The organism is Thermoplasma sp. (genome assembly GCF_023256435.1).
Lineage (GTDB): Archaea > Thermoplasmatota > Thermoplasmata > Thermoplasmatales > Thermoplasmataceae > Thermoplasma.
In genome coordinates this window covers 4,933-20,142 of sequence record NZ_JAGDXM010000005.1, presented here as the reverse complement: position 1 = coordinate 20,142, position 15,210 = coordinate 4,933, and the positions used below count along the sequence as shown (strand labels likewise).

Annotated in this window: 16 protein-coding genes and 1 tRNA gene; 9 read left to right on the top strand and 8 right to left on the bottom strand. The window is 42.9% G+C overall.

Annotated features, from left to right (window positions below; all coding sequences use genetic code 11):
* Positions 1-393: 393 nt before the first annotated feature.
* The 6 genes from Q0C15_RS00530 to Q0C15_RS00505 all read left to right on the top strand — a co-directional run bounded on the left by Q0C15_RS00530 (position 394) and on the right by Q0C15_RS00505 (position 4,535).
* Positions 394-759 (top strand): hypothetical protein, encoded by a 366-nt coding sequence (locus Q0C15_RS00530; RefSeq protein WP_297214918.1) that lies wholly within the window; start codon positions 394-396, stop codon positions 757-759.
* A 6-nt stretch (positions 760-765) separates the two neighbouring features.
* Positions 766-1,353: a histidine phosphatase family protein gene (locus tag Q0C15_RS00525; protein WP_297214916.1), complete on the top strand. Its 588-nt coding sequence runs from the start codon at positions 766-768 to the stop codon at positions 1,351-1,353.
* A gap of 247 nt (positions 1,354-1,600) precedes the next feature.
* Positions 1,601-2,164, top strand: coding sequence for a 2-oxoacid:acceptor oxidoreductase family protein (locus Q0C15_RS00520; protein WP_110641376.1), 564 nt, complete (start codon positions 1,601-1,603; stop codon positions 2,162-2,164).
* A gap of 5 nt (positions 2,165-2,169) precedes the next feature.
* Positions 2,170-2,460, top strand: a complete 291-nt coding sequence (locus Q0C15_RS00515) for a 4Fe-4S binding protein (protein ID WP_110641392.1) — start codon at positions 2,170-2,172, stop codon at positions 2,458-2,460.
* Positions 2,457-3,635, top strand: a complete 1,179-nt coding sequence (porA, locus tag Q0C15_RS00510; protein WP_297214911.1) for a pyruvate ferredoxin oxidoreductase — start codon at positions 2,457-2,459, stop codon at positions 3,633-3,635. Before Q0C15_RS00515 ends, porA begins: the two co-directional genes overlap by 4 nt.
* Positions 3,636-4,535, top strand: a complete 900-nt coding sequence (locus Q0C15_RS00505; RefSeq protein ID WP_297214909.1) for a 3-methyl-2-oxobutanoate dehydrogenase subunit beta — start codon at positions 3,636-3,638, stop codon at positions 4,533-4,535.
* A 16-nt stretch (positions 4,536-4,551) separates the two neighbouring features.
* On the opposite strand, the gene Q0C15_RS00500 is transcribed toward Q0C15_RS00505, so the two are convergent.
* Positions 4,552-5,109, bottom strand: a complete 558-nt coding sequence (locus tag Q0C15_RS00500; RefSeq protein ID WP_297214907.1) for a class I SAM-dependent methyltransferase — start codon at positions 5,107-5,109, stop codon at positions 4,552-4,554.
* Positions 5,110-5,245: 136 nt separating this feature from the next.
* Here Q0C15_RS00500 and Q0C15_RS00495 point away from each other — a divergent pair, with 136 nt between their 5' ends.
* On the top strand, positions 5,246-6,361 hold the full coding sequence (locus Q0C15_RS00495) for a TIGR04053 family radical SAM/SPASM domain-containing protein (protein ID WP_297214906.1): 1,116 nt from the start codon (positions 5,246-5,248) through the stop codon (positions 6,359-6,361).
* 17 nt (positions 6,362-6,378) lie between these two features.
* On the opposite strand, the gene Q0C15_RS00490 is transcribed toward Q0C15_RS00495, so the two are convergent.
* The 3 genes from Q0C15_RS00490 to Q0C15_RS00480 are packed head-to-tail and all read right to left on the bottom strand — an operon-like array spanning position 6,379 to position 8,779.
* Positions 6,379-6,819: a CoxG family protein gene (locus Q0C15_RS00490; RefSeq protein WP_297214905.1), complete on the bottom strand. Its 441-nt coding sequence runs from the start codon at positions 6,817-6,819 to the stop codon at positions 6,379-6,381.
* Positions 6,816-8,075 carry an FAD-dependent oxidoreductase gene (locus Q0C15_RS00485; protein WP_297214903.1) on the bottom strand — a complete coding sequence of 420 codons (1,260 nt, stop codon included), beginning with the start codon at positions 8,073-8,075 and terminating at the stop codon, positions 6,816-6,818. Before Q0C15_RS00485 ends, Q0C15_RS00490 begins: the two co-directional genes overlap by 4 nt.
* A 5-nt stretch (positions 8,076-8,080) precedes the next feature.
* Positions 8,081-8,779 (bottom strand): glycerophosphodiester phosphodiesterase, encoded by a 699-nt coding sequence (locus tag Q0C15_RS00480; RefSeq protein ID WP_297214901.1) that lies wholly within the window; start codon positions 8,777-8,779, stop codon positions 8,081-8,083.
* A 304-nt stretch (positions 8,780-9,083) separates the two neighbouring features.
* On the opposite strand from Q0C15_RS00480, the gene Q0C15_RS00475 reads away from it, so the two are divergent.
* The gene (locus Q0C15_RS00475) at positions 9,084-10,214 is read left to right on the top strand and encodes a Glu/Leu/Phe/Val dehydrogenase (protein ID WP_297214899.1); all 1,131 of its coding nucleotides are present in this window, start codon (positions 9,084-9,086) and stop codon (positions 10,212-10,214) included.
* Positions 10,215-10,242: 28 nt separating this feature from the next.
* On the opposite strand, the gene Q0C15_RS00470 is transcribed toward Q0C15_RS00475, so the two are convergent.
* Both Q0C15_RS00470 and Q0C15_RS00465 read right to left on the bottom strand, forming a co-directional pair.
* On the bottom strand, positions 10,243-11,457 hold the full coding sequence (locus Q0C15_RS00470; RefSeq protein WP_297214897.1) for an ORC1-type DNA replication protein: 1,215 nt from the start codon (positions 11,455-11,457) through the stop codon (positions 10,243-10,245).
* Positions 11,458-11,543: 86 nt separating this feature from the next.
* Positions 11,544-12,836 carry a folylpolyglutamate synthase/dihydrofolate synthase family protein gene (locus Q0C15_RS00465; protein WP_297214895.1) on the bottom strand — a complete coding sequence of 431 codons (1,293 nt, stop codon included), beginning with the start codon at positions 12,834-12,836 and terminating at the stop codon, positions 11,544-11,546.
* Positions 12,837-13,263: 427 nt separating this feature from the next.
* Between Q0C15_RS00465 and Q0C15_RS00460 the strand changes: the two genes are divergently transcribed.
* A tRNA-Leu gene (locus tag Q0C15_RS00460) sits at positions 13,264-13,348 on the top strand.
* A 26-nt stretch (positions 13,349-13,374) separates the two neighbouring features.
* Here Q0C15_RS00460 and Q0C15_RS00455 read toward each other — a convergent pair.
* Entirely contained in the window at positions 13,375-14,172 is a 798-nt protein-coding gene (locus Q0C15_RS00455) for a hypothetical protein (RefSeq protein WP_297214893.1), read from the bottom strand.
* Positions 14,173-14,267: 95 nt separating this feature from the next.
* Positions 14,268-15,210: phenylalanine--tRNA ligase subunit alpha (locus Q0C15_RS00450; protein ID WP_297214892.1), on the bottom strand; the 943-nt coding region annotated here is incomplete at its 5' end.

The window sequence follows — 15,210 nt, the reverse complement described above, 5'->3', positions numbered from 1 at the left end:
CAACGGCGCTTAGCTGATACCCTCACAGCTCAGGTATCCCGCCAGAGAGGTATCTCCACAGGCGTGAATTCGGATTTTAGAGATTTTATTCAAGTATCACAGCGCCTGGTTATCATGATGGATACAAAGGATATGTGGAAGTGTTATTTATAAGTCTTTCTTTTGATGGGAAGTCCCAGTGTTTCTCATCGTCGAAGAGGTTGAGATTTACAACTTCCTCCAAACCCCTAATCAATCTTTTTAAAGTCTATAAATTATCGTCAAATACCCCATATTCCGATATATTATACGAATCGATAAGAAACTTCATGTTTAATCTTCAGAACAGGTGCGGGTTTTTGACTCACCGCAAATTAATAGTTTACTTTTTTAATGAGTCTGTTATACTAAATTATGGATAATCTGGATGCATATCTTGATTACGTTTCAGGGATCTGGTCAAAGATTAATCAGAGATTCCATGATCAGGATGTCAATGTTAGGCTCGCGATGCTTCAGCTGGCTGCAAGGCCTTTTTATTACTGGGTACAGGAAAATCAGGTAGAGGAGAAACAGGTACCGGAAGAAACCACTCCAAAGAAGCAAGATGCCCTTAAGGAGATCACATCAAAATACGGAGATGCCCTGCAGGTTGATAACGATACGGTCAGGATAGTGAAGAGACTGAATACTGATGAATTCAACAAATTAAAGGAGGATCTCAGGCAGCTTGGATTCCTGTATGATGCTCAGCTGAGAGGGTTCAGAAAGAAACAGTGAAGTATTATGGCGTACATCTATCTGATTAGACATGCAAAGACAGTTATGAACATAGAAGGAAAGTGGCAAGGTATCAACGATAGCAGTATTCCTGATGAAAGCATGGCCCATTTTAGAAAAAGGATCAGTTTCTTCAAAGATAAGGACATAAAGGGCATTTATTCTAGCTGTCTTGCGAGATCTATAAGATCTGCCACAGAGGCAGCATCCATACTGGATGTCGATCAGATCGAGGCACTCAGGGGCTTTAACGAACGCGATCTGGGATTGATGGATGGTAAGACAAATGAACAGATCAGAGAGGCATTCGGTATAGTCGATATATTCATCGGTTCCAGATCTATAGAAAGGATACCAATGGTTGAACCCTGGCCCGATTTCGTGGATAGAGTCATGAAGACGCTGGATAAATTCAAGAATAGGGATCGTTCACTTGTTGTGACGCATGGCGGAGTTATGAGAGCCATATACAACACGTTAACAGGTAGCAATGAGAGAAGGGTCATATTTGATAATGGATATATAATGAAGTTGGAATTCTCAGATTCATGGAGAATTTCAGAAATTATCGGCTCTAATTTCGATCCAATTTAACATTTGAGAAATAATAAAAGATATTGCTTTCTAATATTTAAATGAAGAGGATGTTCTATTTAAAGTTATTTCAAATTTTATATGCAATTTATTACTCAGCTCTTATATTATCATATTTTCGGTCATTGGTTATTACTCAAAAATTAAATCAATTTTTCGGATCTTCTATAATTAAATAATTTCTGAAAAGAATAGTTATAACAAGGAATAATTAAATATTCAATGCAGTAATCATCAATCGATAGAGATGTATGAGATTAGATTCCATGGAAGAGGCGGTCAAGGAGCGGTAACCGCCAGCCGAATATTGGCAGCGGCAGCCTTTGCGGAAGGAAAATACGTAGTATCCTTTCCGTTCTTTGGTACTGAGCGAAGGGGTGCACCCGTGACGGCCTTCACCAGGATAGACGATTCTGAGATATACCTTAAGAGCCAGATATATAATCCCGATATCGTCGTTGTTCTCGATACTTATGTGCTCAGAACGTCGAACGTCACTGAAGGCTTAAAGGACAACGGTATCGTTATTATCAATTCTCCAAAGGATCCAAGTGAATTTAATATAGATGCAAATGTCGCCACAGTTGATGCTGTTTCCATAGCGGTGAAGCATGGTCTCGGAAGCAGGGCCAATCCTGTCATCAATACTTCAATGCTCGGAGCCTTCGCAAAGGTCACTGGACTCGTATCCCTCGAAAGCGTTCTTGAGGCCACAAGAACCAACGTTCCTGGGAAGATAAAAGAAAATATGGATGCGGTAAGGGAAGCTTATGATTCTGTCAAGATGCTTAAGAAGATGGAGGTAAGGTGAGGAATATGGTGCTTGTTCCGGTATCGACCGTATCTACCAGAAACCATCCAACCGATAGCTGGCGCATACAGAGGCCGACCATCCAGTATGATAAGTGCATAAGATGCATGATATGCTGGAAATACTGCCCAGATAATGCTATAGAGATAGAAAACGGAGATGAAAGTGCGCCAAACGAGAGGATAGCGAAGATGGAGTATCCCGTGATTAACTACAGCTTCTGCAAGGGTTGTGGGATCTGTGCAAACGAATGTCCAGAAAAATGCATAGATATGGAGTTTGAGGTGATTGAATGAAATCTGTCACAGAATTTAAAACAATAATGACCGGTAACGACGCGGTAGCCTATGGTGCGAAGCTGGCACGTGTGAAATTCATCTCGGCATATCCGATCACGCCGCAGACAACCATCGTTGAAAAACTGGCCAGCATGATCGCGAATGATGAGCTTGATGCAAAGTATGTGGAAGTTGAAAGCGAACACAGCGCCCTCGCAGCTGTATTTGCTTCAGAGCTCACAGGCGTAAGATCATACACAGCGACAAGCTCACACGGTCTGCTATATATGCATGAGATGCTTCATTGGGTCTCAGGACAGCGTCTTCCAATAGTTATGAGCGTCGTTAACAGAGCAATAGGCCCGCCATGGAATATATGGGCAGACCAGAGCGATACGATCAACCAGAGAGATACCGGCTGGATGCAAGTATATAGCGAATCAAACCAGGAGGCAATGGACACCATAATAATGGGCTACAAGATCGCCGAGAACTCTGAGGTTATGCTCCCGCTCATGTCGATGGAGGATGCGTTCATACTTTCACATACGTCGGAACCTGTAACACTCAGGGATCAGGATCTGATCAACGAATACCTGCCTGATCTAGATCTGAAATTCAGGATAGATATTGGCAATCCAATGGGATACGGATCTTATGATACGCCGGATGGCACATTCATGGAGCTCAAAAAGGATATGGTAGATTCCATGAAGAAGGCCGTGAGAGTCATAAAGGATGAGACTGAGAAATTCAATCAGATGTTCGATACCAATTACGGTGGGCTGGTTGAGAGATACAGGATGGATGATGCAGATTATGCGCTGATTGCGATGGGAACAGTTGCATCCACTGCAAGATTCGTGGTAGACAAACTCAGAGAGAAAGGACTTAACATTGGCCTGATACGTATAAGATACTTCAGACCATTCCCGTATGACGATATACTGGAAGATCTCAAGAACATAAAAGCCGCCGGCGTTATAGACAGATCGGTTAGCTTCGGTTACGCGGGTGCAACATACTCTGAGATCGTTTCGGCACTGTACGGCAAGATCAATATCCCTGTATCCAGCTTCATAGTTGGAATTGGAGGCCGGGATGTAAGGATAGAGGATATTGAGAAAATAGCCGATACCGTGAGAAACGAATCAAGCGGTGTTTACTGGATAAATGTGAAGAAGGTGATATGAATGCCCACTTCTATACCCAAGGAAGAATTGATGGCTCCAGGCCACACTGCATGCCATGGCTGTGGTGCCACATTGGCTATGAGATACGTTCTGAAGGCAATGGGCCAGAAGACGGTGGTATCCGTTCCTGCCTCATGCTGGGCTGTTATACCTGGCGCGATGCCATTTAGGACGCTTGACGTTCCAATGGTCTATACACCATTTGCTGCGACGGGTGCCAGTATATCCGGGCTCAGGGAGGGCCTTGACATACAGGGTAAAACGGATTACAACGTTGTGGGATTCGCCGGGGATGGTGGAACGGCTGATATAGGATTGCAGGGTTTGAGCGGTGCCATGGAAAGGGGACACAACGTCTTCTACATAATGTATGATAACGAGGGCTATATGAACACAGGTGTGCAGAGATCTGGAAGCACACCATATGGTGCGAAAACGACAACAACTCCGGTTGGAAAGGAGAGAGATTTCAAAAAGGAGAATAAGAAGATAGTCGCAGACATGATGATAGCGCAGAATGTACCATATGTGGCAACGGCAACCATAGCATATCCAGAGGATCTCATAAGGAAGATCGATCATGCCAAGGCCGTGCATGGGCCAAAGTTCATCCAGATACTGGCGCCCTGTCCAACAGGATGGTACTATCCACCAGAGAAAACCATAGAGATATCGAGATTAGCTGTACAGTCAAGGATGTTTCCTCTATATGAGTTCATACAGGGGAAATTCTATCTCAACAAGTCATTCAAGCCAGTCGACGTATCCGAATACGTTAAGGCGCAGGACAGATTCAAGCATCTGAATGATGATGAGATAGATAATCTAAGGAAATATGTGGACGAGAGATGGAATCAACTGCTGGAGTGGGAAAAGATATATTCAGAACAAAAGGAATGAACCATAATGGTTCTTTCTATCTTTTCTGGAACAAAAGACCGTAATGATTGTTTCCCGTTTCTATTTCTTTTATTATTTCAAAGTTATGCGATGATATGAGAAGAAGCGCTTCCTTTCTATCAATCCTTATGTCCATGGGCGGGCCATGTGTGCTGGGTTCCTTCTTCCAGTCAATGTCAACCAAATAACCATCGTCCCTTAGGACACGATATATTTCATCCAGCACCGCATCCTTATCGTCAAAATCATGAAACGCATTCGCTATGAAAACAAGATCCGCCGAATGATCGGGCAGAGGCAGCTTTTCGGCCCTTGATTTTATGGGTAGTATGTTTGAATGGCCATCTATTCTACCCTTAAGTATATCTATCATCTCATCTGAAGCGTCTATTGCGTACACCTTTCCGTCGGTCTCTTTTGCGAGTGGAATGGTAAAATATCCTGGTCCACAGCCGAGATCAACAATATCCGATCCAGGGCCAATAGGTAACTGTTTTACAATTTTATCGGGATCCTCCCATTCCCTCCTGTACATTGAGAGCATGAATTCCGCATGATCCTTTCCAAAGTGCAATTATACACCTCCGTATCCATTCCATAACAGTATAAATAACTTATCTATGACAAGTCTTCGTCTTCCGAAGATACTGGTATATCGTCAGATTTCAAATGTGGTTACGATTATTAATGCGTCTCACATAATGAATATTATGATGAGCTTCGACTTCAACAGCAAGCCCCTACTTATATTCTGGGAAACCACCAAGGCATGCGGTCTCAAATGTGAGCACTGCCGGGCTTCAGCAATCCTTGAGGCGCTGCCTGGTGAGATGAATTACGATCAGTCGATAGAATTTCTCTCTCACATAAAGGAATTTGGAAAGCCTTACCCAATTGTCATACTGACCGGCGGGGATATGCTTCGCAAGCAGAGGATATGGGAAATTATGGATTATCTCAGATCTCAGGAGATACCATTCTCCGTGAGCCCTGCGGTCACAGACCTACTCAACGATGAGGCCATCGCAAGATTCAAGGAATACGGGGTGTCATCAGTCTCCATAAGTCTTGATGGTATGAAGGCCGTCCATGAAAAGGTTCGTGGAATAGCCGGCGTTTTTGATTCCACTGTTAAAGCTATAGAGCGTATCATAGATGAAAACCTACCCATGCAGATAAACACGGTTGTAATGCGCAGTACAGTAAGAGATCTTCCGGACGTTCTCAAACTGATTCTGGATAAGGGGGTCAAGGTCTGGGAGGTGTTCTTCCTGATAAGAACGGGCAGAGGGATAGACCGGGAAGATCTGACTCCTGAAGAATACGAGGACGTCAATAAGTTTCTGCTCTTCGCAACCGGATATGGCGTGAGGATAAGGACGGTGGAAAGCCCCATATTCCGCAGGATAACGATGCAATATTCAGAGGAGGGGGAACTGAATGGCGGAGAACTTTTCGATCTCCTTAAGCGAAGGGCGATAGACCTTATTGGGCATCCAGCAAAGGATCATTCCAGATCAGTCATTCCAACAAGGGACGGCTACGGAATTATATTTGTGGGTCACGATGGTGAGGTATATCCCAGCGGTTTCCTGCCTTACAGTGTAGGAAATGTGAAGGAACGGAGCATAGTGGATATCTATAGGAACAGCGCATTGCTGAGGAGGATCCGCGATCCAGATAATCTCAATGGGAAATGTGGAAAATGCAGGTTCAGAAACATATGCGGTGGTTCGAGAGCAAGGGCATACGCCTACACCGGAGATCCGTTCGCAACAGATCCAAGCTGCATCTACGAACCAGATGCGGATCCGATCACGGCATGACGCTGCAACAGGTCAGGTCAATCTGAAGACAGCAGCTGACTGAGGCATTTCACAGTTCTTTCTATATTTTCCTCGGTCACTTCCTTTATTTTTTCTTCACCCATCATCTTGATCAGTATGCCGTAATTAACATCTATGCTCCACTGGAGTTTACCCTCATGAACCTCTATGGTCAGATCGAAGGAGATGGAAGAACCCACTATCCTGCCCTTACCCTGGATGCGCACTTGACGATCTTCAGCATTTACGTAAGAAAAATTCAGCTTTCCGGATATCTTGCTCAGATACGAGGACTTCATGGATGAAACATCAAGTTTGACCTTGCAGCTGTATCCTTCAGTCTCTTTTTCAAATGAACTCACGCCTGGAAGGCATGGACCGAGTTTTTCTGGATCATGAAGCAACTCGATGGCAGCTCCATCTGGAATTTTTATCTCAATCGATCCAGAATAGATCATCTTTCACCACCTATTATCGCAGATATGGCGTATGCCTCGGCTATGCTGGCATACTCTTCATCGATGGTACCTCTGCGGCTCAAGGATCTCGCCATCACGGGATCTCTGGAATATCGTTCTTCGAATGTCTCTATCGTACCGTCTATATCTGGATCTTTCAGATTTCTGCCAGTTCCATAATGTTCGATTATCCTTCTGGCAACCTCTTCACCGACCAGACGGCCTGTCGTGAACTTTCCTCCCACAACGCTTAACAGGGTGTCGCCGAGACCTTCCTGACTGACTATTCTGAAACTTCTGCTGGCGGTTCTTGAATCTTCAGATTCCTCTTCCACCAGAGGTCTTACGGAATAATAATACCGTCTGATCTTCATATTCTTCACCTCAGGAATGAGATCCGCCATATCGTCTATCATCATTTGAATATCCTCCATCTCTGGGCTGAATTGATCAGGATCCTCTACCACTACCGCTGAGGTGCCCAGAATTGAATTATTCCAGTATGGAAGCAGTATGTCTGCATCGGATGGCTCTCGCATTCTGTTTATTATGGATCTTGAGACCTGCCCTTCCAGCACTACCATAACTCCTGCTGAAGGCATGACCGGTGTTTGATCCAGTCCAGACTGCTCAAGTATCTTCCCGGAAAATGGACCCGTAGCATTGATCACCATATCGAATTTTTCTGTTGCCACTTTTCCGGCACGTTCATACTCAATACCGGCGACAGAATCTCGATTGATCGCTATCCTCTTAACATCAGAAAATGTCCTTATCTTTGTGCCTGCGAGATGCGCAGCAGCCGCCACCGTGACCACGAATTCGTAAGATCTTATTACTTTGTCTGGAACCATCATCACCCTTTTGGATCTGCTTAGCTTCGGATTATTCTTTACGAAATCATCAAGCGGCAATTCAGAAATATCTATACCTGCCTTCCTGCATGCATCGTATAGATCATCACCAAACTGAGCTTCTTCTTCATTTGCGGCTATAAAATATCCACCAGTATCCTCTACAAATCTCCCTGCGATTCCGCTTATTCTCCTGTTTTCTGTTATGCATTCCTTGGCTGAGATTGGATCGTTTGTTGCATATCTTGCTCCACTGTGAAGCATCCCATGAAATCTTCCAGATGTCCCAGAATCTATGTCTCCGCGATCGAATAAGGTGACATCGTATCCTGATGTTGACAGATAGTAGGCAGAAAAAACACCATTTATCCCAGCACCTATGACAGCAATCCTCTCCGACATCATCATCACTCCATCAGTCCAATCATCCTTTCTCCAACGTTGGTTATTATACCCTTACAGCCTATTTCCTTAAGATGCTTTGCTATCTCCTGGCTGTCCACGGTCCATGGAATGATTTGCTTCATACTTATCTGTTCGAATACATCATCCACAAGGCCATGATAAGGCAGTGCAACATCTGTTTCCAGGGCATACTGCACATCTTCAGGTGATTCAAAATCCAGGCCTGTGATCATGTCGTCGTAATGATCATGGATATACTTTAGTACCTGTTTTTCAAAGGATATAAGGACAACCCGTTCTTTCATATCATTGTCTATGATCATTTCTGCAACGTCTTCTGTAAGTTTTATCTCCTTCGATCCGAATTTTTCGATCTTTATCTCTATGAAAAAATTGTGTTCCTTAAACCGCGAGAGAACTTCATCGAGACGAGGTATACGCGCATTTGTCTCCAGCTTTATCTTGGAGAGCTCTTCCCATCCAAGATCCGATATTTTCTCATTTCTTCCTGCCAGTCTCTTCAGATCGAAGTCATGAAAGACTACGGGAACACCGTCTGCGGAATGCTGAACATCCAGTTCAACTGCAGGTAGCCCTGCCCTGAAGGCTGCGTCGAAAGATTCAAGAGTATTTTCAAGGCGCATGGAGGGTAGACCTCTGTGACCGACAACTATGAACCTGTATTTATGGAGAAAATGCATGCAATATGATACAACGGTTGCATAAATTTCTCTGCATTGCTTCGTCGATTCATCTTCATTTTACATTACACCCATCAATATGGAGGTATGTTATGAGATAATAATATGCTAATGCTAATATAATATATTTCTTCGAGATAATTCATTTAATTTACATTAATTTTTTATATTATATATTTATAACTATGAACGGCATGACAATGATTGCAAAGCAAATATTTCGCATTGTGTGATAGATACATTCAGATAAAATTAAATTATATAATCGCAATTATGGTATGTCCTTATGGACATGGTGACTTGAATGTCAGGAAAAGCAGATCCACTTGAGGTCGCGAAGGAAGGAAAGCCTTCGCAGGTAACTAACGAAGTGGAAGAAGATCCGTTTGAGATCGCGCTGAAACAGCTTAGAAAGGCTGCAAAGGTTTTGAATCTAGATGAGCAGGCTCTGGAGATATTGAGCTCGCCCCAGAAGATTCTTCAGGTGAGCATACCCGTCAAGATGGATGACGGTAAGGTGAAGGTATTTACAGGCTTCAGGGTGAGGCACAACATCGCCAGAGGACCAGCAAAAGGTGGTATAAGGTTCCATCCGCAGGAGACCCTTTCAACGGTAAAGGCCCTGTCTACATGGATGACATGGAAATGCGCCATAGCGGATATACCCTATGGTGGCGCCAAGGGCGGAGTGATATGTGACCCGTCAACTCTAAGCCAGGGTGAGCTGGAGAGGCTCAGCCGTGGTTATATAAGAGCAATCGCTGATTTCATAGGACCAGATGTCGATGTACCTGCGCCTGATGTGAACACAAATCCGCAGATAATGGCATGGATGCTGGATGAATACGAAAATATAGTCAGGCACAATGCACCCAACGTTATAACCGGTAAACCACTTGAGGTCGGTGGATCGCTTGGTAGATTTGATTCTACAGGAAATGGCTTCAAGTATGAGGATCTTCTCGCCTGGAGTAAGAAGATCGGCAGCGTCGTTGGATTCCCAGGATCCAAACCCATAACAAACGAAGAGCTCCTGGAATCAGACGTCGATGTTCTCATACCTGCCGCCATAGAGGAGCAGATAACCGCGAAGAATGCAGACAAGATAAAGGCGAAGATAATACTTGAGCTGGCAAATGGACCAACAACCCCTGAAGCTGACGAAATCCTCTACAAGAAGGGCAAACTAGTGCTTCCTGATGTGCTCTCCAACTCCGGCGGTGTGATAGTATCATACTTTGAGTGGGTACAGAACAACTACGGCGAATACTGGAGCACGGAGGAGGTATACAACAAGCTTGACGCCAAGATAACCAAGGCAGCAAGACAGGTACTAGAAACAATGGATACATACCATGTGGATCCAAGGACGGCAGCGTACGTGATAGCGGTTAAGAAAGTCGCAGATGCAATGAAAGTGAGGGGCTGGTATTAGGCCCCCCAAATGATTTTTTATTTATTTCTTAAGTTTCAAATCTCGCCTGTTTAGGTATTTTTGACGATTTGAACATCGATAGATTTTCGTCCTCTAGAAGATATTTCTTTATGATTTCAGCCTGTCTCACTATGGAGAAGCTTCTAGTCCTTCCATACTTGCCCATGTTCCTGTCATCCATCACTAGGAGGCCATAGTCTGCAAGTTCAGTGAGCAGATCACTTATTCTTCTTGGGCTAAGCGCGCTGAAGCCCAGATCATCGCATATCCTTCTGTAATTTTCGTAAATTTCTCCTGTAATCACAGAATTAGGTTCAATCTCTTGGGTCACGATTGCACTTAGTAGCAAGATCTTGGAATGAAGGGGTAGCGTATTTATGGCTTCCCTCAGGACGTTCATTTCGTATCTCTCTCTGGCCTCATATATTTCGCTCTCTGTTATCCTGTTCCTGTTCTCCCTTATGGCTATCTCTATAGCTATTCTCATAAGGTCGATGGCCTTTCTTGCATCGCCGTGTTCCTGTGCTCCTATTGCAGCACAGAGATTTATTGCGGTTTCATCCACAACATTGGGGCCAAGAACCTTTTCGAGTCTTGAGGATATTATATCTCTTATCTCACTGGCGTTATACGGCGGAAATACTATACTTTCCTGATTCAATCTGCTCTTGATTCTGGCATCTATATTCTCCAGCACTGTTGTATCGTTTGTAATGCCTATCATGGATACCTTGACCGAATCAGCATCGGTCATCAGCTTCAGAAGAACATAGAGGGAATCGCCGCCGCTCTTTCTGATGAGGCGGTCCATCTCGTCCAGTATGACTATGAAGAACCTACCTGACCTTTCAATACGTTCCAGTGTTTCTCGGTATATCCTGTCTATGGGCCAGCCCAGTTCAGGGATCTTTTCTGCACTTGCATAATTGGCTATTGCGACAAGAATAGAATAGGGTGAATCGTATATTTCGCAGTTGACATATACGACCGAAACATTGCTCGCCGCTTCCATCAACATCTTAGTCACATACTTTGTTGTGGAAGTCTTTCCAGTGCCGGTCTTTCCATATACAATTATATTAGATGGCCTTGATCCTCTCATAATGCTGCTCAATATGGTTACCATCTCGTTTATCTGGGTCTCCCTGTGAGGGAAAGAATCCGGTACGTAGTTCTCCTCTAGAAGTGAAAGATCAGCCTGTATTGTCCGGGTTCCAGCAAAGCGAGCGAACGGATTATCCATAGAGACATGAATAACGACACTCAGTACAAAACGTTTTTGCTACGAAAAGCGTAAAAAAAGCTCCCACAACGGTTAATCATTAAATATCATAAGGAATTGATTGAGCTGACTGGTAGCTTTCTGCCTTTGTTTTCAAGGTATTCCTTGATTGCTCCAATGAGGTAGATGGAACCGGTCACCAGTATAAAATCGGATCTACTTATAGCGTCATTGATCGCCTCTATTGGATCAGGTAGAACTCTGGCGTCTGTGAAAAGATGCCCATAAAGATCGTACAATTTCTTTGGATCTACCGCTCTTTCCTTTTCCTCAGGAGTCGTGAAGATTATGCTATCTGAGATCTGTCTGATAACATGGAAATAAGCATACGAATCCTTATCAGAAAGTATACCAGCAACTATCAGAGGCTTCTTTGTGAAAACCTTCCTGAATGTGCTGACCATCTTGTTTACTGCGGGTGGATTATGAGCAGCATCGATTATGATCAGCGGATTGCGGCTTATTATTTCAAGCCTTCCGGGCCATCTTGCATTTTTAATTCCCTCTTCTATTTCATTTTTATTCACGTCAACATTGGAAGCTTCTATGGCCAGAACTGCAGTTGCAGCATTCAGGGCTTGATATTCGCCTATGAGCGAGGTCTCCAGGTGATAATCTCCATTCAACCCCTCAAAATCGAAAACCGTCCCATCTTCAGAAAGCGATAGATTCCTTATCTTTTGCGGATCCAGCATTATCAGACGAGAATTTCTTACCTGCGCTATACTCCTTATTGTTTTCACAACTTCAGGCTTCTGATCTTGAAGCACTATGGGCCTTCCATTCTTTATTATACCTCCTTTTTCGTATGCTATGGATGTTAGGGAACAGCCGAGCTTGTCTGCGTGTTCATAGCCCACCTGAGTTATCACACTAACCAGAGGTGTGACTATATTCGTCGCATCAAGTCTTCCTCCGAGTCCAACCTCCACGGAAGCATACTCGGCATTCATATCGCTGAAATACTGAAATGCCATCATAGTTGTGACCTCAAAGAACGTTGGGTTTCTGTTTATTCTGGCGAGATCTTCAATCATTTGCCTATATTTATCCACGAAAGCGTCTATGTAAGCATCTGGTATCATTTCGTCATTTACGATTATTCTTTCATTGAATTTTATGAGATGAGGTGATGTATATAGCCCGGAACTATACCTTCTCCTCAATATTGAATAAATGAATTCTGATGTTGATCCCTTGCCATTGGATCCGGTTATATGAAAGCTCTTGAACTTGTTCTCTGGATGTCCGATCATTTCGGCAAATCCTCTCATGACATCAAGATCAAACTTTATGCCTTCTCTCTTCAAGTTATATAGATAATCAAGATTTGAGAGCACGGGTTGAAATCATATGGCAATATATTATGTTATCACCTCCTGCTAATCTTAGAGGTGATTTTCAGTGAAAGCGTAAGTCCAAGAGAAATTATCAAGTCAATATTCTCAATGATCAGATATGTTAGATCTCGATGTGGGATAAATATATTGATAAAGTCCGCTTATTTCTAGCAATTTCTGAGACATCTCCATGCATGCAAGACCGTTTTGCGATCGAATTTAGAATCATTGAGTTTCATGAATTCTGTATAAAATGGAGAATGCCGTTGAAATGATAATCTAAGAAGGAGATTTATCTGAAGCTGAATCTAAGATGTTCCGAAATACAAAATCGAAAACTACATAATGAAGCTCACGATTTTCCGTAGGCACCGTTTACCTTCGCGGAAACACATTGACGCGTTTGGAAGAAAAGTATTTCATATATGCGGAGGTTGTCGAGACTGGCCAAAGGCGATGGATTCAGGGTCCATTCCCGAAGGGGTTCGAGGGTTCAAATCCCTCCCTCCGCATTCTTTTGATTCATTCAGTTTATCCATTAATGTATAACGGCCATGACCTTTGTTGTGATTGAATATAATAGAACAATTGCAAATGAGGAATATGATATAGTGGAAAGATACGCGAATAGTACATATCTGTAATTCATATCCTTGAGGTTATACACTATAAATGATATTGCTACTGCGATCACGCTGATTATTATCTGATACATGATACGCAACGTAAGAGGTAGACCATACATCCAGTGCAGAGCTGGCAATAGTGTGATAAAATTGACAACAAGCACAGAAGTTGAGGAAGTCATTATGAAAGACGAAAGACCTGAATAAATCAGCGAAACATAAAGTATTGAGGATTCAAGCAGACTTATTGTTAAAGCGATGAGAAGAGCATAATTGATCGTGGGATCCCACTTTGGTAGAACTGATCCAAGCTTCCCATAAGGAACAAGCAGGAGAAAAACAAGAAACCACATGGAAATTGAATAAAAGATTATGAAAAGATAATAATAATCTATAATTTTATATCTCGCATAATCAACATGGGTGAATTTTTTCCAGTGCCTTATGATTGTATATGTCAGACCATTTTTAATCGCCTTGGAATATAACCCATTCGTTGAAATGCGATACATCAGCAGATCAAACTGTAATGGTCCTTTCGTTTTTTCTATCTCTGAACTGAACTGATTTTGATACCTTATCCTAGGTATCTTGAACCTATAGAACACTAATCTGAATGGATTCATTCTGACCATAAACACAAGTATCAGCGAGAATATGACGAATGATACTATGTATGCAGGCACAAAAATGAGTGAAATTTTTATCATGGCATATTTTAATAAATTATCATTTTTCCATTTATAAATATTTTCACTATTCAAATATTTATGAAAAATTTCATCGATATCTTAGAAGTTATAAATCATCCTGTTTTTGCGGTATTATCTTTCAAAATCTTATCGGTATCGAATCTGAATGATGAGAGAAAGTCAAAATCCGTATTATAGAGATCGCGAACATCGGTGAGTCCATAGAAGATCATTGCAAGTCTCTCCAGGCCCATTCCCCATGCCATCACCGGAGCCCTGAGCCCAAGTATCTTGAGAACCTCTGGCCTGAAAAGACCAGATCCACCGAGTTCAACCTCTCTGCCGTTTATTTTGACTATGACATCAAGACTAGGTTCCGTGTAAGGATAATAAGATGGAACGAGCTTTATTTCTTTGAATCCTAGCTTGGAATAAAAATCTCTGAGGATCCATTTCAAGGTTGACACGCTAACTTCCTTACTGTAAACCGCCCCTTCTATCTGGTAGAATTCCGCCAGATGCTTCCAGTCTACGCTCTCATGTCTGAAGACCTTTTCTATGGAGAATATTGCCTGCGGAGGTTCATTATTTTTATAGAGGTATCTGGCAGTATTAACCGTGGTATGAGTTCTCAGCACTAGTCTTCTTGACTCTTCCGCGGACCAGCGGTATCCCCAACCTGTATATCCATCAAAGCCTGTCTCATGAATTCTCTTTATTTTTTTAGATATCTGATCATTATCTATCACGAAACCAGGAGAGTCGACGTAGAAGGTATCCTGCATATCCCTTGCTGGATGATCCTGGGGAATGAAAAGGGCATCCATATCCCACAGCGTGGATTCTATGTATTGTCCACTCATTTCAGTGAATCCCATATTCAAGAAGATTTGCCTTATCTCCTCTATTAGGTATGTCATCGGATGCTTGATCGCTCCCTTGATCTGTTTAGCTGGTGAATTCAGATCGTATTTTCTGAACTTTCTATTCCTCCAGTTTCCAGACGATATTATGGAGGGATCCAGCGTTCCTATTGTCCCCTCCTGATCGAATCCA

What these genes read in the sequence shown, in the direction of transcription:
- Q0C15_RS00520 (WP_110641376.1), top strand. Translation starts at nt 1,601, where the DNA reads ATGTATGAGATTAGATTCCATGGAAGAGGCGGTCAAGGAGCGGTAACC.
- Q0C15_RS00505 (WP_297214909.1), top strand. Translation starts at nt 3,636, where the DNA reads ATGCCCACTTCTATACCCAAGGAAGAATTGATGGCTCCAGGCCACACT.
- Q0C15_RS00455 (WP_297214893.1), bottom strand. Translation starts at nt 14,172, where the DNA reads ATGATAAAAATTTCACTCATTTTTGTGCCTGCATACATAGTATCATTC.
- Q0C15_RS00530 (WP_297214918.1), top strand. Translation starts at nt 394, where the DNA reads ATGGATAATCTGGATGCATATCTTGATTACGTTTCAGGGATCTGGTCA.
- Q0C15_RS00480 (WP_297214901.1), bottom strand. Translation starts at nt 8,779, where the DNA reads ATGCATTTTCTCCATAAATACAGGTTCATAGTTGTCGGTCACAGAGGT.
- Q0C15_RS00490 (WP_297214905.1), bottom strand. Translation starts at nt 6,819, where the DNA reads ATGATCTATTCTGGATCGATTGAGATAAAAATTCCAGATGGAGCTGCC.
- Q0C15_RS00470 (WP_297214897.1), bottom strand. Translation starts at nt 11,457, where the DNA reads ATGGATAATCCGTTCGCTCGCTTTGCTGGAACCCGGACAATACAGGCT.
- Q0C15_RS00515 (WP_110641392.1), top strand. Translation starts at nt 2,170, where the DNA reads ATGGTGCTTGTTCCGGTATCGACCGTATCTACCAGAAACCATCCAACC.
- porA (WP_297214911.1), top strand. Translation starts at nt 2,457, where the DNA reads ATGAAATCTGTCACAGAATTTAAAACAATAATGACCGGTAACGACGCG.
- Q0C15_RS00495 (WP_297214906.1), top strand. Translation starts at nt 5,246, where the DNA reads ATGATGAGCTTCGACTTCAACAGCAAGCCCCTACTTATATTCTGGGAA.
- Q0C15_RS00475 (WP_297214899.1), top strand. Translation starts at nt 9,084, where the DNA reads ATGTCAGGAAAAGCAGATCCACTTGAGGTCGCGAAGGAAGGAAAGCCT.
- Q0C15_RS00525 (WP_297214916.1), top strand. Translation starts at nt 766, where the DNA reads ATGGCGTACATCTATCTGATTAGACATGCAAAGACAGTTATGAACATA.
- Q0C15_RS00485 (WP_297214903.1), bottom strand. Translation starts at nt 8,075, where the DNA reads ATGTCGGAGAGGATTGCTGTCATAGGTGCTGGGATAAATGGTGTTTTT.